Origin of the sequence: Levilactobacillus zymae, from assembly GCF_032190635.1 — a bacterium.
GTDB classification, from domain to species: Bacteria; Bacillota; Bacilli; order Lactobacillales; family Lactobacillaceae; genus Levilactobacillus; species Levilactobacillus zymae_A.
The window spans coordinates 1,917,644-1,938,486 of record NZ_JAVLAS010000001.1; the positions used below are offsets into that span (position 1 = coordinate 1,917,644).

Below are 20,843 nucleotides of genomic sequence, written 5' to 3' on the forward strand. Positions count from 1 at the left end.
TTAAAGGAGCGGAAATCATGGCAAATACCCAACTCAGCGATACCCTCCACGTCCTAACCTACGTGGCCTATTTTGGGGGGCGGAAGATTACCAGTCAGGAAATGGCGAGCAGTCTCGCAACGTCTCCCAGCTTGGTGCGTAAGATCATGGCCAACCTCAAGCAACACGGTCTTTTAGTGCAGACCCACGGGACCACGAATTTGGCGTTAGCCCGCGATCCTCAAGCCATCACGCTGCGGGACGTCTACCGAACCTTGCCCGGTAACCCCGCCCTACTGAACGTGGACCGGCACACCTCCGAGCACTGCCCGGTTGGCGTGGCCATGCCACAAACGTTGACCCACTACTACAGCGAGGTTCAAGCCGCTGCCGAGGCCCAAATGGCCCGCATTTCGTTACAGGACATTCTGAACGACGTTCGCTTGCAAACCACTTAAAAATGTAGCAAAAATCAGGAACCCCCGCATAAAATTAGGGGTTAACCTAGATGCCGCCCCCGAAACGTGTGCCCCAGAGAAACTTATTCCGTTGAACCTCAAAAGTGGTCATTATTCCAACTTCAGGAATAATGACCACTTTAACGTTAATCTTCATAAACTAAACACTTTGATCTCACGCACTAAGCTTGGCGAAAGGTTCGATGACCCAAGAGGACCAAGAGACCCAAAATCAGTTCCGCGCCGCCGGCAAAAATCACCACGCCTAAACTACTATGCCCAATGGCCGTTAACAGTGCCGTGACGCTGGCGGTCGATGTGGTCACCATCAGCGGTAACCCTAACCAGCCTACCAACCCGACGACAATGGCGAGGATGCCACCTAAGGCCAAGCTGGGCCCCAAGCTGCCCAGAAAATGATGAATGCTTAACGCATAGATCAGCGTGACCACCAGCAGCAGTAACGTGGCAACCAATCCATAAAAGTTTAGCTGACGGGCCCGTTGTAACCGCGCGGCCGCCACCTGCATAGCTGACGTATTAAACGCTTGGGTTACTAACTTTTGCGCCTGCTTAGCCACCTGCGCGGTTAGCGTGGAGCTGGCGGAAACGCCCGCCGAACTGGCCTGCGCGCTAATAGCATTAGTCAGTTCCGTGGCATCCACCGTGGTGGTTGCCTGACCGTACAACTGCGTGACACCTTGCGCCAAATACGGCTGGATCACACTAGTCGTAACGGGGTCACCCGTCACGCCTAAATCGTTGAGATCGTTATTCAAGCGGTTAATGACCTTTTCTCCCACCGTTGAGCGGGAGACGACCCCCGCCGTGTACGTGGCGTTAAAGACGGTCAATTTTAACCCTAACGTGACCGTTAACAGCAGCACTAAGAAGGCTCCCCAGCGCGCTAACGCCGGTCGTCGTTGATACGTTGTGGGTTTCGGCTGTTGTTGTGACGGCTCTTCATCCGCAAAATGGTAGCGCGCCATGCGACTATCAGCACTCATCCCAGCCACCTCCATCACAAAATTAATTGTTTTTCATTGTAGCACACTTAGTTGGGTAAAGGATTAAGGCGACCTTAAGTTCACGCAAAAAGCGGCGAAATTTATCCGAATTTCGCCGCCCACAAACCGCTTATTTGGTTGAGCTACGCTTCATTAACCCGTAAGGTAAAATGACGGTGTTTTCCTCAACCGTTTCGTTATTCATTAACTTGGTCAATAAGCGCATCGCCACGGCCCCAATATCATAGAGGGGTTGGGTGATGGAGCTCATCTTTGGCCGCACTAATTCGGTTTATTTCGTGTCGTTACTGGTGATGACCTCAAACTCACCTGGCACGTCAATTTTGGCATCCGTCAGGCCGTTCATGACCCCAGCTGCTAATTCGTCGTCACCGACAAAAGCGGCCGTTGCCCCAGCAGCGGTCAGGGCTGGTTCTAAGGCCTGCCCTGCCTTGTAAGTGTAGTCCGTTTCAAAAACCAACTTGTCATCGTAGGTCAAGCCGGCATCCTTCAACGCCTTCTTGTACCCCTTCAACCGGTAATCGTGGTTGATGGCTTCATCCATTGGTCCCGAAACAAAGGCGATCTTTTGGTTGCCGTGGTCAATCAAGTTCTTGACGGCTTCCGCCACCGCGGCCACGTAATCGATATTCACGCTGGGTTGCGACTTTTCAGCATCCACGGATCCCGCCAAAACGATTGGCGCTTTCGAACGTTTAAATTCTTCACGGAGTTCGGGGGTTACCCGATTACCCATGAAAATAATGCCGTCAACTTGCTTAGCCATTAGGGTGTTTAACACCTGGACCTCTTTGCCACCATTTTCATCGGAATTGGTCAAGATGATGTTGTACTTATACATCATCGCGATATCATCAATCCCGCGGGCTAGGGAAGCAAAATACGCGTTAGTCACGTCGGGGATAATAACCCCTACAGTGGTTGTTTTCTTGCTAGCTAATCCCCGTGCAACGGCGTTTGGACGATAGTCAAGGCGGTCGATGACCTCCAATACTTTCTTCCGCGTAGCTGGTTTAACGTTGGGATTGCCGTTCACCACCCGAGATACGGTAGCCATGGAGACCGCCGCCTCACGTGCCACATCGTAAATTGTTACTGTCTGTTTTTCCATAACGATAGCCCTTTCTTTACTGTTTTGATTTGTTTTCATCCGTTTTCATGCGACTTGAACTAGTATACAAAAAGTTAGTTTCATACGCAAGTTGAAAACGCTTTCATATCAAAGAATACCCTAATTTCATGGAATTTTCAAGCCTAGAGGTCAGCTATGCTATAATGGGGCTAACATTTGAAAGGGTGATGACATGACAAAACTCGAACAGATCCAGCAATGGACTGCTGATCAACACGCGGATCTAACCTACTTAAGTAATCCCAAAACGATTCAATATTTAACCGGCTTTGGGAGCGACCCCATCGAACGGGTCTTAGCTTTAGTGGTCTTCCCCGACCAAGATCCCTTCATCTTCGCACCAGCCTTAGAAGTTGAAGTCATCAAGGAAACGGGTTGGGCCTTCCCAGTCATCGGTTACCTGGATCACGAGAATCCTTGGGCCATGATTGGTGACCAAATCAAACAACGCCACGTTAACCCGGCGCACATCGCGTTGGAAAAAGGCCAACTGCAAGTCGCCCGCATGGAAGCCCTAGGCGCCCAATTCACCGCTCCGGCCTTCGATATCGACATTACCAGCTTCATCGACCACATGCGCCTGATTAAGTCGGCTGACGAAATCAAAAAGCTCGAAATTGCTGGTAAGTGGGACGATTTCGCCTTCGAACACGGGTTTGCGGCCGTCAAGGCGGGCAAGACGGAACAATCCGCCGTGGCCGAACTGCAATACGCTTTAATGAAGGAAGGCATCATGGAAATGTCCTTCGGGAGCCTGGTGCAAGCCGGCGCCCACGCCGCCGAACCGCACGGCGCCACCAACGATACCAAGTTCCAAAACAACGAACTGGTCTTGTTTGACTTAGGAACGGTCTACGACGGCTACATCTCCGACGCTTCCCGGACGGTGGCCCTAGGCACGCCGACCGCCAAGCAAAAGGAAATCTACGACGTCTGCCTCGAAGCACAATTAACGGCCCAAGCCGCCGTGAAACCGGGCATGACCGCCGCCGAACTCGACAAGGTCGCCCGTGACATCATCACCAAGGCCGGCTACGGCGAATACTTCATTCACCGGTTAGGTCACGGGATGGGGATGAGTGATCACGAATTTCCATCCATCATGGTGGGCAACGACCTGGTCTTAGAACCAGGGATGTGCTTCTCCATCGAACCCGGCATCTACATCCCAGGGGTCGCCGGTGTCCGGATTGAAGACTGCGTCCACGTCACGGCCGACGGGAGCTTACCGTTCACCCACACGTCTAAAGAATTAACTTACGTAGGCTAAAATAACCATACAAAAACCGTAGCGCAACGGCTACGGTTTTTTGTGTGGCTATTTTTCTGAAGATTCGGAGTCAGTGGTATCGGTTGGGGCCGCAGGCGTGGGGCCGTCCGTGGGGGTCGCCGTGGTAGAGGCTGGCGCTTCACTGGTTGACTCGGCGGTCATGGTGGGCACGTCATCGCTACTTAACACGATATCGTCATCGGTGGCCGCGGCCGTCTCATCGGTCGCCGTCCGCCAGTCTTCTTCATTCTCATCCGCGGATTTCTCCCCCATGTGTTCACTGAGGTTTTCCTTGAAATCGTCGAGGGCATCGGCGGCGTAGAAGGCGTAATCGATAGCCCGGTCTTTCAAGGCATCACATTGTTCGCGCGCCATATCCTTTAACGCCTCGCGTTTTTCTAAATCTAACGCGTGGTAAGCCGCGTAGGCCGCGCCACCTAAAACTAAGCCTGCTAATAATTTGTGTTTTGCCATTCTGATGACTTCCCTTCCGTGTTAATCGTTCGTCTGGTGCTTACGACTCCGGCTCCGGTATAGGTCAAAGGCCGTCTTACCCACCCGAGCGGCTAATGAGCTCGTGGCAGATTTCTTAGCGGTCTCGCCTACCCGGTCCGTTAATTTACGGGTCGCCGTGTTCAGATCGGACACGCTTTCTCCCAGGTCAGCCGCCGCTTGAAAGACGGGATCAATCTTGGCCACCTTCTGGTTCACGTCCGCCAATAATTCATTGGCGTTGGCCATGATATTTTCCGTCTGATGACTCAACGTATCCACATCACTGGTCATGGTTTTCATTGAACGATTCAACTCGCCCAACGTTTTGTTCAACTTCACTAAGAACATCCCAATGAAGAGCACCAAGATCAACAACGCAATCGCTGCAATCAAGCCTGCTATTTGTCCACCGGTCATGACAACCCCTCCTTGTACTTGGTTACTTACCAATAGAATAGCATTGTCGCGTCGGGCGTGCAATGAAAACCCTACCTTAACGCCGCAATTTCCCCACTAACCGTAGGCGTTTCCCGCAAAATCTGCTAAACTAGAATTTGATTTATTTTCTAAGCCCACCGCCAAAACTTAGCCAAAGGAGGCTCGTCTCTTGACGATCCAAACAGCCGTTACTACGGCGTTAAAATCGAATCAGTGGTTCCAAAACTACCTAAAATCGTTTAACTGGGAGTCCTTTCTCCACCTCATCACCACCCGTTTTTTATCCCTCTTGTCGCTAACGATCCTGTTCTTGGTGATCAACCTGGTCGGTAAAGCAATCCTTAACCGTAGCTTCAAGCGTTACCTCCAGAATAAGGACCAGTCCAGCAACCGGCTCCAGACCATCAGTATGCTAACCATGAACCTCTTTCACTACACCATCCTCTTCTTCTGGATCTACGCCATTCTCTCTACCCTGGGGGTTCCCGTAGGCACTCTGGTTGCCGGGGCCGGAATCTTTAGCCTGGCATTAGGACTAGGGGCCCAAGGGTTTGTTAGCGATCTGGTCACTGGCATTTCAATTCTGATGGAACAACAACTCGACGTGGGCGACGCGGTGAAGATTGGGACCATCGAAGGAACCGTCACCGCGATTGGGCTCCGGACCACTCAGGTCACCAGCGCCGACGGGACGATTAACTTCATCCCCAACCGGAACATCACCATTATCTCCAACCGCTCGCGCAACAATATGCGGGCCTTAGTGAACATTCCGATCGCCACCACCACACCGGTAGAAGAGCTGCGTCCCATCATCGACAAGGTCAATGCCCAGCTGGTGCCCCAACACCCCAGCATCATCGAGGAACCGGCCATTATTGGGATTGTGACCTTGCCCACCGGGGAATTAGTCTACCAAGTCGTCTTGATGACTAAAAATGGCAGCCAATTTAATCTCCAGGCAACCTTCTTAACCGCCTACCTCAAGGCAATTCGGCAGGCCGGGATCCACCTGCCAACCCATAATCTCACTCCCAAGGCTTAAGGTGGCCGGTACCGTCTAATCCAAAAGTGGTCATTATTCCAAGTTCAGGAATAATGACCACTTTTACGTTAAAGCTCACCTACTAATACCTTTGGGATCACTTTCTTACTCAGAATCACCCACGGCCACATCGGCCCGGGGGCTAACCTGATACTGTTTGTTCAGATTATGGGCTAAGTAATTCACGCGTTTTAAGATTTCTCGTCGTGTAATGATGCCCCGAAATGTCATCTCGTCGTCAACTAGCGGGATAAAGGGGTCATCCACCAACAAATTGAGAATGGTTTCCAACTTGGTTTCATCATCGACCCAGTGCCGAATGGGCTGCATCACTTCGGAGACCAGCACCCCACTCAATTGGTCAACGGCCGCACCGGGAACCTGTAACAGGCGGTCCGTCACGGCCGACAACGCCAACATTCCTTGCAAATGATCGTCCGGTGAGAGCACCGGAATGCGGGTGTACCCCACCTTGGAGAGCACCATTAACGCATGTTCCAGATTATTGGTGGCCGTAACGTTGGCCACTTTGTCCGCCGAAATCACATAACTCTTGGGATTTTGACGCAATAACGTGGCAACTGCAGGATCTAGCATACCGTCATCCTTTCTTACTTACGGTCAAACGTAAAGTGTAATTTGGGTACGGGCTGGGCATCGCGGGTGTAATACTGAACCTGCCATTGGTCCGGCGTCACCGTCACCACGGCACAGGTCCCGCCTAGCTGGCGAAACTCACCGCGGGGCTGACTGATGCTCCCGGGATTCAGAAACAAGCCCCCCGCCGTCATCTCCACGGCCAACTGATGGGTGTGCCCGTAGAAGGTCGCCTGAGCCCCTACGGCCTGCGCATGTAAGGCTAACTGGGTCAGATCCCAGTTCACGCCATCGTGATGCCCATGCGTCAGGAGCACCCGACACCCACTCACTTCGGGCGTCAGAACTAGTGGAAAGCGCTCATCGCTGTCCATGTTCCCTCGTACGGCTGCCACGCCATTAAACCAGGGATCATCGGCGGCTAACTCCGAGTCACCGCAATGAAAAGTTGCGTCGACAGCCAGTTGCGCGCTTAACGTTTCTAAGATGGTCCGATCGCCATGATTGTCGCTAATTACTAACCACCGTGCCATGCTTACGCCTCCCACCATGCATCAAATTCCTGCAACATCGCCGCCGTCGCCTTAGCCCGGTGACTCAACTGATTTTTCTTGGCAATGGGCATTTCCGCGAAGGTCTGATGCTCACTGGGCACGTAGAATAGCGGATCATACCCAAAGCCGTCGGTTCCCCGCGGGGCAGTTAGAATCGTCCCGGTGACCTCGCCCGTGGTGATTAGCTCGTGACCATTAGGCTTAACCAAGACCAGTGAGGTATGGAAATGCGCGGTCCGTTGGGTGGCCGGGACCCCTTCCAACTTAGCTAATAATTTTACTTTATTTTTTTCGTCATCGTGATCCCCCGCATACCGCGCCGAGTAAATTCCCGGTTCACCGGCTAGCGCATCAACCATCAATCCAGAATCATCGGCCAATACGGGCAATTGCGTCGCCTGAGCCACCGCCGTTGCCTTTAATTTGGCATTTTCGGTAAAGGTCTTCCCCGTTTCGGGAACGGCCGGTAACTGCGGAAAATCGGCCAATGTTTTGACCGTGATGCCCTTAGGCTCAAAGATGGCTCGAAATTCCCGGGCTTTCCCGGCGTTGGTCGTTGCAATGACTAACGTTTCTTCCATAGTGTTATTCACCCTCCATATCAAGCTGTGTTAACGTCGCTAGAGAAATCGCTTGTGCGTGGACCGGGGCGGTGTCTAACCAAAGATTCGCCGCCCGGTCGAAAGTCGTTACGTCCCCCGTCGTATAATAAGTGGCCTGCGGTTGCGGCTGCCCCGTTGAATTCGCCAGATTCCAATAATCTAACAGCGCCGTGACCATGTTAGCCGTTGCTGTTCCGGGATCGACTAGTTGTACACCGGGCCCCAGGACTCGCTGGATCACCTGCCGCAAGAGCGGAAAGTGCGTACACCCGAGGACCAATGTATCAATCTGGGTTCCCTGTAACGGGGCTAACTTGTCTGCCACCACCCGTTGTGCGTGGGGGGATGTGAGGTCATTGGCTTCAGCGAGCTGAACCAGTTCGGGGCACGCCAGACTCACCACCGTATTACGTGGATCTTGCGCCGTAATGGTTCGCTGGTAGGCCTGACTCTTGACGGTCCCCGCCGTCGCAATCACCCCAATCTGATGGGTTTTGGTGGTCTGAACCGCCGCGCGGGCCCCGGGGGCGATGACACCCACGACCGGGATGGTTAGGCTTTGCTGTAACGCCGGTAGTGCCGCCGCGGTGGCCGTGTTACAGGCCAGTACGAGTAGTTTTATCTGATCATGCCGTTGCAAAAACGTCGCAATTTGGCGCGTAAACGTTAAGACTTCTCGGGGGGACCGGGGACCATAGGGTAATCGTTGCTGGTCACCCAAGTAGACCGTCTTTTCCGTGGGCAGTAACCGCTGAACTTCCTTTAAGATGGTTAAGCCGCCCACTCCCGAATCCATAAAACCAATTGGTGCATTCCGCATAATGCCACGCCTCCTCAAATTTACTTGACCCTATATTATCGCCTTTTTATAAACCGGTTTCAAGCCACCCGTTATCGTCCCCACTGAATCCCTTCGGCCGACCTGATTTTGAGTTGGTTTTAATTGTCACTTAACGATTGCAGCGAATTAGCATCAATGTTAACGGATTTTTAAAACGGATTTACGGTATAATGACAGTATCATTACACGTAGAGAAAATTATTGGACGAAGGAGTCAATCATCGTGAAAAATTTATACCAAACCGTCATGAGCGACGCTGCGGGGGCGCCTTACCTGCCACAACTCATCATTCGGGACGCCCTTATTCCGGAATTATTGGGCGACGATAAGGGGGCCATCGGCTACTGGGCGGGTAAGTCCTTAGCCCGTAAATTCCCGTTGGGGAACCCCAAAGATGCGGCCGTCTTCTTCCAACAAGTGGGCTTTGGCACGTTAACCTTACTGAAGCAAACGGCCGAAATGAGCCGTTGGCAACTCAGTGGCGAACCCGTTAAGCTCCGCAAACAACTGAAGGCCGATAATGATTTCACTTTGGAGGCGGGCTTCTTAGCCGAAATGATGGCGCAACAACTCGGCATCAGTGCCGAGGCCGAATTGGTCGAAACCACCCGTAAATTGCGCAACCAGGCCGTCACGTTTGACGTCTATACGGACCCGAGTGACGTGATTCCTGATTACGACGCACCAACGCCGTTAGCCGTCATTTCCCCCACGACACCGGATACACCAGCTACCGACCAGCCACAATAACCATTAAAAAAAGCGGATTCCGACCAGGGAGTCCGCTTTTTTGCGCTCACCTTAGGCTTCGGTGTATTGCGCTAAAATCTTTTTTAATTGGTCCTTGGAGTGGTAACCCACGATGGAGTCCACCACTTCGCCGTCCTTTTTCACCAATAACGTTGGAATACTCATAATACCAAAGGATTGCGGGGTGTTCGGGTTGGCATCAACGTCCATCTTATTGAACGTCACCTGATCGCCCATCTCTTCGGCTAATTGTTCCACCACTGGTGATTGCATGCGACAAGGACCACACCACGTTGCCCAAAAGTCGGTGAGCGTGACGCCCGTCGCCGTATCTTGTTCGAAGGTCTTGTCCGTTGTTTCTGCTACCATAATGCTGCCTCCTTAAATCCATGATTAATAACCAGTAGCGCGTTAATGTCTACAAACATTAGTCTACCAGAATTGGGTCAAATGACAACTGAATTGCTCACAACCAGTTTTTCGGTGCGGTTACTGCAACCGCACGATGGTTGACCCGTCGCCCCCGGCGTTGGCTGGTGAAAAACCAAAGCTCTTCACACGCTTACTACGTTTCAGATAGTCGGTCACACCCTTACGCAACGCGCCGGTTCCCTTTCCGTGGATGATGGTCACGGACGGGTAGCCCGCCAGCAAGGCCGAATCAATATAGCGGTCGACCTCGGCCATGGCCTCTTCGTACCGGTGTCCCCGTAAGTCCAGGGTCGGTGACATACCATTGGAGCCCGTACGCCGAATCGACGCCCGTGGTTGCTGCTTGGACTTGGCAGGATCGGCGGCCTTCTCGAGGTCGGTCGTGGCGATCTTCATCTTCAAGATCCCCAGTTGAACCTCCCAGTGCTGCTCGTCGAGTTGTTGCATCAGCACCCCGGTCTGCCCATAAGACTTAACCAGGACGCTGTCCCCCTTCTTAAAGGTGTGCTTGGCCTTTTCCCGCCGCAAGACCTTGTTCTTCTTCAAGCCAGTATCTTGCTGCAAGGCGTTCAACGCGCCCTGAGCGGCAATCAGTTCGTCTTCCTTGACGACACTCTTACCAGCGGCCAGTTGTTTCTTGCGGAGGTCACTAATAATTTGATTGGCCCGTTTACGGGATTCGTCCACAATGCGGTTCGCTTCACGTTTAGCGTCCAACATTAACTGATCTTTTTGGTGTTGGTACTGATCGAATTGCGTTTGGAGCTGGTCGTGCAGCTCTGTCGCTTCGGTCAGTTGGCTTTCCAGCTTGGCAGCATGACTATCGGCGCGCCGCTTCTGTTCGGTCAGGTCACTGATCATGGCGTTCAGGTCCTGACTATCCTGATTGGTCAGCCCCCGAGCAGCCGCAACCACCTGGCTGGGCATTCCCAACCGAGCGGCGATGTCTAAGGCGTTACTTCGCCCTGGAATACCAATCAGCAAACGATACGTCGGCTGTAAGCTCTCCGCATCGAATTCCATACTGGCATTGATCGTTTCTGGCCGATTATACCCGTAAGCCTTCAGTTCTGGGTAGTGGGTCGAGACCATCACGTAACTGCCCAACGTCCCCATCTGGTCCAAAATGGCGATGGCCAAAGCCGCCCCTTCTTGCGGATCGGTTCCGGCACCCAATTCATCGATAATCACCAGGCTACGCTCGTCGGCCTGCTTTAAGATACTGACAATATTTTCCATGTGCCCGGAAAAAGTACTCAGGCTTTGTTCAATAGATTGTTCGTCCCCGATATCGGCAAAGATGTCGTCGAAGACCCCAATCACACTATTTTCGTTGGCCGGGATAAATAGCCCGGACTGGCCCATCAGTTGGACCAGCGCCAAGGTCTTTAACGTGATGGTTTTCCCACCCGTGTTCGGTCCCGTCACGATAATGGTCTTGTAGTCCTTGCCAATGGCAATGTCGTTGGCCACAACCTTCTTGGGGTCAATCAAGGGGTGCCGGGCCTGGCGCAAGTTGACTTGGTTCGTCAACGATAACTTAGGCTCCGTGGCCTTAATCTGGTGAGCGTAACGGGCCTTAGCGTTGATAAAGTCTAAGTGGCCTAAAATCTCAGCGTTCCGCAAGATTTCATCTTGGTACGGCGCCAGTAAGGCCGTTAATTCGGCCAGAATGCGTTGTTCTTCGTGCCGTTCATCCATCTGGTTTTGCCGTAACCGGTTGTTTAGGCTCACAACCGCTTGCGGTTCGATAAACAGCGTTTGACCACTAGCACTTTGATCGTGGACAATGCCGCCAAAGTGTTGCTTGTATTCTGCCCGTACGGGGATCACGTACCGGTCATCACGAATCGTCACGATGGTTTCGCTCAGATACTTGGCATCCTTGCCCCGGGTGTATTGATCCATACTTTCGCGGATTGCCGCGGCAGTCTGGGCAATGTGTTGCCGAATCTGGCGTAATTCGGGTGACGCGTCATCGGTAAGGTGGCCGTCCCCTTCCAGCGACGTCCGGAGCCGTCGGGTCACATCCGGTAACGTGACCAGTTCCCGGACTTCGCGATTCAGTAACCGCAACGTCAACTGTTTTTCGGCAAGTTGGTCGAAAAACTTGACTACGGCGCTGGTGGTCCACAGTACCCGACTGATTTGGGCCAGTTCAAGACCGTTCAGTACTGCCTCTAGGGCCAGACGCTTTAGATGCGGCCGAATATCATCCAGCTTGGGTAACGGAATCCCGCTTTCCAGGCGGTAGATGTCCGCCCCATCTTGTGATTCATCCAACCACCGTTGTAATTTTTGACTGTCGGCTGTGGGTTGCAACTGTGCTAATTCATGTTGCCCAGCCGCTGAGACCAGGTAACCCTGAATGGCTTGCTTGATGCGCCCATATTCCATGATGGTAAGTGTTTTTTGATTCATGGAGAACTCCTTTGTTAAAACGCCATCCTAGTGCTTGATTAGCCACCAATTATAGACCTGATGGGACAGCACCGGCGTTTCCTTGACAATCCACTGTGCCACGGTGGACGTTTTGTAGGTCGCCTGGAAACTGTCAATTGGCAATAGGATGAGTAAATTGAGTAGTAAAAAGATAATAACGTAACGAATAATTAAATTGATCAAGCCACCCGCCAAGGAATTTACCTGGTGAATGACTGGTAACCAAGTCACCTTGTTCAACCCATAGGACACGCGGCGCACCACGAAGTACCCCACGGTCAAAATGGCAGAGAAGGCCAGTCCATTTAAGAAGAAACTACTACTTTGGCTGGCCGTGACCGTGCTAAGTGAACTATTAAGCGACAGATTACCGAAAAATTGCCCTAACCCACTGGCTAAGGGTCGGGCCCCGAAACGGGCAGCAATCCAGACCACCAGGTACCCCACGGTTAGGAGCAGTTGTAAGACTAGTCCCCGGTGAAAACCGCGGTAGAATCCCCAGGTCAGGATTAACACGATACCGATGCTTAGCAGCAAACGCTACTCCCCCGTTTCCTTAGTGGGTGTCTGCGGCTGTTCTGCCGACAAACTGCTTTCCGCAGCATCCGCAGCGGCCGCCATCTTCAGTTGATCTGAAATCGCGTTAAACGCCATCAACACGGCGGCGTCTTCCTTACTCATGTCTGGTGACACTTGTTTTAATTGCTTAAATTGTTCGTTTAATAGGGTCGTTACGGCACGCATGTGATCATCGGTCGCTTGGCCCACAATCGTGTACGACTTACCCGCAATAACCGCCTTGAAACGGTGGGTTTGTTCCGTCATCTCATCATTCCCCCTAATTTTCACAACGTCTTATTTTACCATTAATCCCAGGGCCGGCCTAATTTTAGGCCCGCTTGAAAACTAGGGCAAACAAAAAGGGCGGAAATCCGCCCTTGGTGCTTGCTTACTTTTTGCCCGCGTTAGGATCGATCGTTCCGTCTGCTAAGAACGTGTTCAAAACAGATTCAACCATATCCCATTCCTCATCGGATTCGATCAATTGTAGATCGCCACCGGAAGGGTTCGCCGGATCATCGTCTGCTGGTAAGGCGTAGGCCTGAATGTCGACTTCTTCGTCGTCACTCTTGCCAGCCGGGTAAATCAGGATGTAAGACTTACCAAAGTCGTCGGATTCAAACGTGAATAACACGTCGTATAATTCTTCGTTGCCATTTTCATCAACTAACGTAATTTGTTCTTGGTCTTCGTTCATGGGAAACCTCACTTTTCTCGGGTTAACTTGCCCTTGCGATCCAAGTAGTTCTGCAAAATTAACCCAGCTGCTAATTTATCAATGACGCGCTTGCGTTTCCGCCGTGACGTGTCAGCTTGTTCCACTAACATACGCTCTGCTTCAACCGTTGTCAACCGCTCATCTTCATAGTCAACCGGTAAATGAAACCGATCCGTCAGCATTTGACCGTAACGTTGTGACGCCGCAACCCGGGGCCCCGAAGTATTATTCATATTCTTAGGCAACCCGACCACAAAGCCTTCAACGTCATGGGCCTTCACTAATTCAGCGACTCGGTCTAGGCCAAACACTTCATTTTCTTCGTCAATCGGAATGATTTCGATTCCCTGAGCCGTCCAGCCCAGCGCATCACTAATTGCGATCCCGACAGTGCGAGATCCGACATCTAATCCCATTAACTTCATGAAGGTTTCACCGGTCCATTCTGATTAAGATAGAAACGCACGAGTTCTTCAATAATCTCGTCACGTTCGTGTTTGCGAATTAAATTCCGCGCATCATTGATTCGCGGGATGTACGCAGGATCGCCCGATAGCAGGTACCCGACAATCTGATTAATTGGGTTATAACCCTTTTCTTCTAGTGCCCGATAAACCGTGACCAGCGTATCGTGGACATCCTTCGGTTGATTAGCGCCAAAGTCAAAATACATCGTTTTGTCTAATGAACTCACTATATAACACCCCCGCACTTCCTCACTTAGTGTTAATTTTACTCGATTGCCTCACAAACTACAACGACCGGCCCCCAATGTAATCTTTTCGTAATACAAATCAGCGACTGGTTTCGCCGTTTCTGTCAGGTCATTTACTTTTAGGAAAGCCTACTATACCATTAACGGACCAATAATCCAACCATTTGGTTTTTTATAGGCATTTGCTAATCTACTCGAACCGAACCAATCCAAAAAGCGCGACCCCCCAGCGGGATCGCGCTTCATTTAATTAATGACTCGAGTTAGTGACTTGCCTGCAACCAAACCAACGGCTCATCCCGTTAGTCTTGTTCCTGCAGCCAAGCACTGGCCGCACTCATGGCGTCCGGCAAACCAGCGGGGTTCTTCCCACCGGCTTGTGCCAGGTTTGGTCGGCCACCGCCGCCCCCGTTGATCTTAGGCGCAATGGCTTTGATCAAGTCGCCAGCCTTAACCTGCTTTTGCTTGTCCGCACTGACCGCAACGATCAGGTTGGCCTTGCCGTTGACTTCCGCCCCTAGGACCAAGACGTCGGATAACGCCTGGTCCCGCCAGGTGTCGGCTAAGGCCCGCAGCTGATCCATCTTTGAGACTTGCACGGTCCCACTGATCAGCGTGTAATTGCCTGCCGTTGCCACGTGGTCAAAGACGGCCCCGGCCTGTTGTCCGGCCAACTTGCCTTCCAAGGCCGACTGCTTCTGTTGCAGCTCCTTGACCTGGGCTTGTAAGGCCTGGACCCGCGTTTCGATATCGTTGGTCTGGGTAACCTTCAAGTCGGCGGCCACGGCGTCTAAGATGGCGCTACGGTCGTTCAGGTACTTGTACGCCGCCGCGGAGGTTACGGCTTCGATCCGCCGGACCCCGGCACCGACCCCGGATTCGGAGGTAATCTTGAACAAGCCAATCTCGTTGGTGTTCTTGACGTGGTTCCCCCCACAGAATTCGGTAACGAAATCGCCCGCACTGACGACCCGCACGGTCTTCCCGTACTTCTCGCTAAACAGTGCAATGGCGCCCATCTTCTTGGCACTTTCGATGTCGGTCACCACGGTCTTGACGGGAAGTTCCGCAAAGATCTGTTGGTTGACAATGGCTTCGGCCTTCTCCAGGTCTGCCGGGTCAACTTGACCAAAGTGGGTGAAGTCAAACCGCAGGTAGTCGCCTTCGACTAGGGAACCAGCCTGTTGGGTGTGTTCACCGAAGACTTCGCGTAAGGCCTTGTCCAACAGGTGGGTTGCGGTATGGTTCTTTTCGACCTTGCTGTGGAAGACTTGGTCGACCTTCAAGTCGTAGGTGACGCCCTTCTTCAACGGCGAAACCACGTCTAAGGTGTGCAGATTTTGGCCGTTCGGGGCGTGTTGCACGTCCTTGACGTGGGCCACCACGTGACCTTCCAGGTCGTAGATGTCCCCGTGATCGGCCACTTGGCCCCCCATTTCGGCGTAGAACGGCGTGGTGTCGAACATGGCTTCGGCGGTGCCGCTAACGGCTTCGTCCGCCAGTTGATCGTCGACGACCAATTCGGTCAACTTGCTATGCGTTTCCAGTTGGGTGTAACCCACGTATTCGCTAGGCGTCTTGACGTTGATCAAAAGGTCGTGTTGTAAGCCCATGGCCTTTTGTTTCCCCCGGGCGTTACGAGCCCGGTCCTTTTGCTTTTGCATTTCAGCCTTGAACCCGTCCTGGTCGACCGTGACGCCTTGGTCGATGGCGTATTCTTGCGTCAATTCAACCGGGAAGCCGTAGGTGTCGTAGAGCTTGAAGGCGTCGGGACCCGCAATCTGCTTGCCGCCAGTCTTCTTCAGATCGGCAATCAGACCGTTCAACAGGTCCAACCCACCGGTCAAGGTTTCGCCGAACCGATCTTCTTCGGAACGAACGATCTTTGCAATGTAGTCCTTTTGCTTGAGCACTTCTGGGTAGTAGGACTGCATGATTTCGCCCACGATGGGGACCAGTTGGTCCAAAAAGGCGCCCTGGATACCCAGCTTTTGGCCGTTGACGACCGCCCGCCGAATCAACCGGCGGATGACGTAGCCCCGACCTTCGTTGCCTGGTAAGGCCCCGTCGCCGATGGCAAAGGTAATCGCCCGCGCGTGGTCGGCAATCACCTTAAAGGAAATGTCGTCTTCCGCGTCGGCACCGTACTTTTTTCCGTCACTTAAGGCCTGTGTCTTTTCGATCAACGGCAAGAACAGGTCGGTTTCAAAGTTCGTCTTGGCGTTTTGGAAGATGGAAACCACCCGTTCGAGGCCCATCCCCGTATCAATGTTCTTCCGGGGCAGCGGCTTGTAGCTGCCGTCTGGTTCATGGTTGAACTGGGAGAACACAATGTTCCAGACTTCGAGGTAGCGTTCGTTTTCGCCCCCCGGGTAATTTTCGGGATCATCGGCGGCCAGGTTGTTGAAGCTTTCGCCCCGGTCGTAGAAGATTTCGGAATCGGGACCCGAAGGCCCTTCACCGATATCCCAGAAGTTGTCCTCGACCGGGATGATGTGGTCCGGCGCCACGCCGGCCTTTTCCCAGTACATCTTGGCGTCGGTATCTTTAGGGTAGACCGTCATGTACAGCTTGTCGGGATCCCAACCGAACCAGTCGGGCGACGTTAACAGTTCCCAGGCCCAGGTGATGGCTTCCTTCTTGAAGTAATCGCCGACCGAGAAATTCCCGAGCATTTCAAATAACGTGTGGTGCCGTGCCGTCCGACCCACGTTTTCAATATCGTTGGTCCGAATACTCTTTTGTGAGCTGGTCAAGCGCGGGTTCTCGGGAACCACCTGGCCGCTAAAGTACTTCTTCATCGTGGCAACCCCGGAGTTGATCCACAGTAAGGACGGGTCGTCCTTAGGCACTAAGGATGCACTGGGTTCGATGGTGTGACCCTTTGACTGGAAAAAGTCGAGGTACATCTGTCGAATTTGACTACTACTGAGCTCTTTCATCTCTAAAAACCTCCAAAAAAAGATAAAAACACCGTTGCCCGTAAAGACGCCGAAGCGCGGTACCACTTTACTTGCAACGATGTTTAGTCGTTAACCTCTTAAACTCATAACGCTGAGTCGCGATGTTTCACGAGGGAGCACCGATCACCACGATTCGTTTTTCACAGCGACCAAAACGTTTCTGAAAGTCGACAACGACCGGCATATCCTCTACTAATATTTAATTGTCCACTTAAAATTATAGGTGGGACGCTACCGGTTGTCAATTCTTATTGATAGCGATCCGAATCGCGCTTGCGCCGCTTGCGTTCCGCTCTGGCGGCCGCTCTGGCAGCAATCCGCTTGTCCTGGTCCTTCTTGGCGTGGATGGCCTGCTTGATTTGGTGTTTGTACCCTGGCTTAATCTTCTTTTTCTTCTTCTTGACCATCCCAATCAGCGTCGGGTCCAGATGTTGCGTGGACTTGCGCCGCTTGGTCCGGCGGTTTCGGTCGTACGAATCGACGATCTCACCGTTACTGATGCGCTTAGGTTCAAAGTGAATCCCCAACGCTTCAATCTCGGAGACCAGCTTTTCTTCGCCCGGCGAGTACAGGGTGATGGCCGTGCCCGGCATCCCCTGCCGGCCCGTCCGACCGACCCGGTGAATGAAGAAGTCGAGATCTTCGGGAATATCGTCGTTGATCACGTGCGAGACCCCTTCAATATCGATTCCCCGCGCGGCCAAATCGGTCGCCACGACGTACTGATATTGCAGATTTTTGACCTCACGCATAACCCGCTTCCGTTCCCGCGGCTTGATACCCCCGTGAATCATGGCGACCTTTAAGCCCTGATTCTTCAGGTAGTCGTGTAATTCTTCGACCCGGGTCTTGGTGTTGGCAAAGATCAAGACCAGGTAGGGTTCGCCCATGGTAATCAGTTGGTAGATCAACCGGTTGCGGTCCTGACCCTTGGTCGAAATCAACCAGTTATCGATGCTGTCACTAATAATGGCCGACGCCGGAATCTCTTCAATCACGGGATGGTTCAGATACTTCCGTAAGAACGGGTTGAGTTTTTGCGGAATCGTTGCCGAAAAGACCATCATTTGGAGCTTCTTCGGCATCCGACTGGCAATCTTGTCGACCTGGTCCAAGAACCCGAGGTCCAACGTCATGTCGGCTTCGTCCACCACAAATTGCCGCGCCGTGTGGACGTCTAAGGCGTCGGACTGGATCAAATCCATGACCCGCCCGGGCGTCCCGATAACCAGTTGCGGTTGGAAATTACGCAGCTTATTTAACTGCCGTTGTTTGTCGGTTCCCCCGACGTAGTTACCGATGCGAATCTCAAACGGCGCTTCGGCGGCTAACTGTTCGGCCGCACTGTGAATCTGGTAGGCCAGTTCCCGGCTAGGCGTGGTGATCACGGCCTGAACCTGGTTGTCGCTGGTCAATTGGTTAAAAATTGGCAGTAAAAAGGTGTGGGTCTTCCCACTCCCCGTCTGGGACTGACCCACGACGTCCTTGCCGGCGGCGATGATGGGAATCAGTTTTTCTTGAACGGGCGTAGGTTGTTTGAACCCAATCTTCTGTAACGCCGTCATTAAATATGGCTGCAAATGAAACTCGTTAAATGTTGCGGTCATGCTATTCTCCTTTGTCTTGCGCGACCAGGGCGTCCAACTCGTGGATCACCTGGTCAATTTCTGCTTGGTCGTGGGCCGTGGCACCACTGGCTAAGGCGTGGCCGCCCCCACCGTGAGCCTTGGCGAGACCGTTGATCGACGGGCCCTTCGACCGTAACCGGATGCGGTAGGTGTGATCCTTGGCTTCCACGAAGAAGGCCCAGGCCACGACCGTGGTGATCTTACCGGGTAACGGCACGACCGCGGAAGTCGAGTCGGTCTCGCCCAGCTCGAACGGTTCGAGGTCGGCGTCGCTTAATTTCAGGTAAGCGGCCCCACTGGGTAAAATCGTCAAGTTCTGGTAAACGTAGGCCGACAGCCGGGCCATCGCTGGTGAGACCTCGTCTTCGGCTTGGTTGACGTCGCTGGCCGAAAAACCGGTCGCCATCAATTTCCCCGCCACGGCCATGGTGTGGGCCGAGGTGGCTGGGTACATGAAGCGGCCCGTGTCACCCACGATGCCGGCGTAAAATAGCCGGGCGGCTTCTTGCGGCAACGTTAACTCGCTAGCGTTGGCTGCGTAAAAGTCGTACAGCATTTCCGAGGTACTCGACGCCTGGTCTAAGACCCATTGCAAATCCCCGAAGGCATCGTCGTTAGGATGGTGGTCGATCTTCACGACGGCCTTCCCGGTGTGCCAGCGGTCGTCATCGACGCGGGGTTGGTTGGCCGTGTCGACCACGATTACCAACGCGTTGGCGTACTGGTCGTCGGCCACGTCGGTATCGGCCTGGCCCAGCCAATCAAAGCCGGCGTAGTGTTTGCCGACCGCTAAGATGGTCTTATCGGGAAAACTGGCCCGCAAGATTTCGCGCAGACCCAGTTGGGCCCCCACGCAGTCCGGGTCTGGATGCTGGTGTCGGTGAATAATAATGGTTTGGTAGTGTTTAATTTCTTCTAAAATGGCGTGTTCAATGGCCATGCTGCTCACCCGTTCTTTCCGATTGGCGGGATAACCCGCCGCAATACTGCGTTTCAGTATACAAGTTTTGGGGGGTAATTTCAAAGAAAGTCTGTCTAATCGCCCCATAAAGGTAGCCGGACGTTTTCAAAGCTCTGGGCGGCTAGCCCCGTGATGGTGATGCCCAGCAGGCGAATCTGTTCGTCGGCCGTGGCCACCTCGTGGTACAACTGGAGGGCCAATTCGTAATAGTTCGCCGCTTCGTTGGCCAAAAAGTCCTCCTGGGTGATGCGCTTAGTGACCGTGGTGAAGTCGCTGGTCCGCAGTTTCAACACCAATGTTTTGCCGTGACGTTGCTTCTGGGCGACCGTCTGCGCCACCATGGTTGCTAGGCGGCGCAACTGATTTTCTACCTCGCCCGCCGTGGTCAGCGGCGGCCCGTACGTCCGCTCCTTACCGATCGACTTACGCTCCCGTTGGTACTCGACGGGGCGCTCGTCGATGCCGCGGACCCGCTGGTACAAGACGTAACCGAACTTGCCAAAGTCGTGGATCAGCTCCAGTTGCGACCGTTGGTACAGGTCGGCACCGGTCTGAATCCCCAGGTCGTGCATCTTGGGGACGGTTTTCTTCCCCACGCCCCGGAACCGTTCAATGGGCAGTGCCATCAAGAAATCGTGGGCGTCTTCGGGCAGAATTACGCTCACGCCCACCGGTTTGCGGAAATCCGAGGCCTCCTTGGCCAAGAACTTGCTGTAGGAAATCCCCGTCGAACAAGTCAGGTGGGTCTGATCGTAAATTTCGGCCTGTAGTTCGTGGGCCACCTGGACCGCCGAGTGGAGGTGGTGCTTATTTTCAGTGACGTCCAGGTAAGCTTCATCGAAGGCCACCGGCTCAATCTTATCGGTGTACTCGTGAAAAATCCGGTGAATCTGCTCGGAGATTTCCCGGTAATGGGGAAAGTTCGGGGTCTGAAAGATGGCTTGCGGACACAGTTTCAGCGCTTCGTTAGCACTCATGGCCGAGTGGACCCCGTGTTGCCGGGCCAGATAGTTGGCGGTCGTGACCACCCCTCTGCCGCCGGTCGTGCGCGGATCCTTGGCAATAATTAACGGATGATGCCGAAACTCGGGGTGGTCCCGCATCTCAATGGACGCATAAAAGGCGTCCATGTCCACATGGATGATTTTCCGTTGTGTAAATTTTGCCGCCGGTTGTGGCACATCCCCCGCCCCCTTCAGGTCGCTCATGGTAATTAGCTCCATTATAACGGAA

Annotated in this window: 22 protein-coding genes and 1 pseudogene; 4 read left to right on the forward strand and 19 right to left on the reverse strand. The window is 53.2% G+C overall.

Going from position 1 to position 20,843, the window contains the following annotated elements:
* Positions 1-17 precede the first annotated feature (17 nt).
* Complete coding sequence (locus RI501_RS09060; RefSeq protein WP_313821884.1) at positions 18-437, forward strand: Rrf2 family transcriptional regulator; 420 nt, start codon at positions 18-20, stop codon at positions 435-437.
* A gap of 182 nt (positions 438-619) precedes the next feature.
* Here RI501_RS09060 and RI501_RS09065 read toward each other — a convergent pair whose 3' ends face one another.
* Both RI501_RS09065 and ccpA read right to left on the reverse strand, forming a co-directional pair.
* Entirely contained in the window at positions 620-1,444 is an 825-nt protein-coding gene (locus tag RI501_RS09065; RefSeq protein ID WP_313821886.1) for a hypothetical protein, read from the reverse strand.
* A 130-nt stretch (positions 1,445-1,574) separates the two neighbouring features.
* Positions 1,575-2,576: pseudogene (gene ccpA, locus RI501_RS09070) on the reverse strand (catabolite control protein A).
* Positions 2,577-2,769: 193 nt separating this feature from the next.
* Between ccpA and RI501_RS09075 the strand changes: the two are divergent.
* Complete coding sequence (locus tag RI501_RS09075; protein WP_313821888.1) at positions 2,770-3,867, forward strand: M24 family metallopeptidase; 1,098 nt, start codon at positions 2,770-2,772, stop codon at positions 3,865-3,867.
* A gap of 48 nt (positions 3,868-3,915) precedes the next feature.
* On the opposite strand, the gene RI501_RS09080 is transcribed toward RI501_RS09075, so the two are convergent.
* The gene (locus tag RI501_RS09080) at positions 3,916-4,341 is read right to left on the reverse strand and encodes a hypothetical protein (RefSeq protein ID WP_313821890.1); all 426 of its coding nucleotides are present in this window, start codon (positions 4,339-4,341) and stop codon (positions 3,916-3,918) included.
* 21 nt (positions 4,342-4,362) lie between these two features.
* Positions 4,363-4,779, reverse strand: a complete 417-nt coding sequence (locus RI501_RS09085) for a DUF948 domain-containing protein (RefSeq protein ID WP_313821892.1) — start codon at positions 4,777-4,779, stop codon at positions 4,363-4,365.
* A 196-nt stretch (positions 4,780-4,975) separates the two neighbouring features.
* Between RI501_RS09085 and RI501_RS09090 the strand changes: the two genes are divergently transcribed.
* A complete protein-coding gene (locus tag RI501_RS09090) occupies positions 4,976-5,845 on the forward strand; it encodes a mechanosensitive ion channel family protein (protein WP_396442536.1) in 870 nt (289 codons plus the stop codon).
* Between the two features lie 105 nt (positions 5,846-5,950).
* Here RI501_RS09090 and cbpB read toward each other — a convergent pair whose 3' ends face one another.
* The 4 genes from cbpB to racE are packed head-to-tail and all read right to left on the reverse strand — an operon-like array spanning position 5,951 to position 8,418.
* A complete protein-coding gene (gene cbpB / locus RI501_RS09095; protein WP_313821895.1) occupies positions 5,951-6,442 on the reverse strand; it encodes a cyclic-di-AMP-binding protein CbpB in 492 nt (163 codons plus the stop codon).
* A gap of 14 nt (positions 6,443-6,456) precedes the next feature.
* Entirely contained in the window at positions 6,457-6,975 is a 519-nt protein-coding gene (locus tag RI501_RS09100) for a metallophosphoesterase (protein ID WP_313821897.1), read from the reverse strand.
* A 2-nt stretch (positions 6,976-6,977) separates the two neighbouring features.
* Positions 6,978-7,577 carry an XTP/dITP diphosphatase gene (locus RI501_RS09105; protein ID WP_313821899.1) on the reverse strand — a complete coding sequence of 200 codons (600 nt, stop codon included), beginning with the start codon at positions 7,575-7,577 and terminating at the stop codon, positions 6,978-6,980.
* Positions 7,578-7,581: 4 nt separating this feature from the next.
* The gene (gene racE, locus RI501_RS09110; protein WP_313821901.1) at positions 7,582-8,418 is read right to left on the reverse strand and encodes a glutamate racemase; all 837 of its coding nucleotides are present in this window, start codon (positions 8,416-8,418) and stop codon (positions 7,582-7,584) included.
* A 244-nt stretch (positions 8,419-8,662) separates the two neighbouring features.
* On the opposite strand from racE, the gene RI501_RS09115 reads away from it, so the two are divergent.
* Positions 8,663-9,190, forward strand: a complete 528-nt coding sequence (locus RI501_RS09115; protein ID WP_313821903.1) for a YslB family protein — start codon at positions 8,663-8,665, stop codon at positions 9,188-9,190.
* A 51-nt stretch (positions 9,191-9,241) separates the two neighbouring features.
* Here the strand turns inward: RI501_RS09115 and trxA are convergent, their stop codons facing one another.
* The 11 genes from trxA to dinB all read right to left on the reverse strand — a co-directional run bounded on the left by trxA (position 9,242) and on the right by dinB (position 20,818).
* Positions 9,242-9,559 (reverse strand): thioredoxin, encoded by a 318-nt coding sequence (gene trxA, locus RI501_RS09120; RefSeq protein ID WP_313821905.1) that lies wholly within the window; start codon positions 9,557-9,559, stop codon positions 9,242-9,244.
* Between the two features lie 120 nt (positions 9,560-9,679).
* Complete coding sequence (locus tag RI501_RS09125) at positions 9,680-12,043, reverse strand: endonuclease MutS2 (protein WP_313821907.1); 2,364 nt, start codon at positions 12,041-12,043, stop codon at positions 9,680-9,682.
* A 27-nt stretch (positions 12,044-12,070) separates the two neighbouring features.
* Positions 12,071-12,601, reverse strand: coding sequence for a CvpA family protein (locus RI501_RS09130; protein ID WP_313821909.1), 531 nt, complete (start codon positions 12,599-12,601; stop codon positions 12,071-12,073).
* Between the two features lie 3 nt (positions 12,602-12,604).
* The gene (locus RI501_RS09135; RefSeq protein WP_313821910.1) at positions 12,605-12,889 is read right to left on the reverse strand and encodes a cell division protein ZapA; all 285 of its coding nucleotides are present in this window, start codon (positions 12,887-12,889) and stop codon (positions 12,605-12,607) included.
* A gap of 124 nt (positions 12,890-13,013) precedes the next feature.
* On the reverse strand, positions 13,014-13,322 hold the full coding sequence (locus RI501_RS09140; RefSeq protein ID WP_129031260.1) for a DUF1292 domain-containing protein: 309 nt from the start codon (positions 13,320-13,322) through the stop codon (positions 13,014-13,016).
* Between the two features lie 8 nt (positions 13,323-13,330).
* The gene (ruvX, locus tag RI501_RS09145; protein WP_313821915.1) at positions 13,331-13,768 is read right to left on the reverse strand and encodes a Holliday junction resolvase RuvX; all 438 of its coding nucleotides are present in this window, start codon (positions 13,766-13,768) and stop codon (positions 13,331-13,333) included.
* Positions 13,765-14,037, reverse strand: coding sequence for an IreB family regulatory phosphoprotein (locus tag RI501_RS09150; RefSeq protein ID WP_313821917.1), 273 nt, complete (start codon positions 14,035-14,037; stop codon positions 13,765-13,767). The genes ruvX and RI501_RS09150 overlap by 4 nt, the downstream gene beginning before the upstream one ends.
* Positions 14,038-14,360: 323 nt before the next feature.
* A complete protein-coding gene (alaS, locus tag RI501_RS09155; protein ID WP_313821919.1) occupies positions 14,361-17,000 on the reverse strand; it encodes an alanine--tRNA ligase in 2,640 nt (879 codons plus the stop codon).
* Positions 17,001-17,269: 269 nt separating this feature from the next.
* Positions 17,270-18,628 (reverse strand): DEAD/DEAH box helicase, encoded by a 1,359-nt coding sequence (locus RI501_RS09160; protein ID WP_313821921.1) that lies wholly within the window; start codon positions 18,626-18,628, stop codon positions 17,270-17,272.
* A gap of 1 nt (position 18,629) precedes the next feature.
* Entirely contained in the window at positions 18,630-19,589 is a 960-nt protein-coding gene (locus tag RI501_RS09165; RefSeq protein WP_313821923.1) for a DHH family phosphoesterase, read from the reverse strand.
* Positions 19,590-19,684: 95 nt separating this feature from the next.
* The gene (gene dinB / locus RI501_RS09170) at positions 19,685-20,818 is read right to left on the reverse strand and encodes a DNA polymerase IV (protein WP_313823194.1); all 1,134 of its coding nucleotides are present in this window, start codon (positions 20,816-20,818) and stop codon (positions 19,685-19,687) included.
* Between the last annotated feature and the right edge of the window lie 25 nt (positions 20,819-20,843).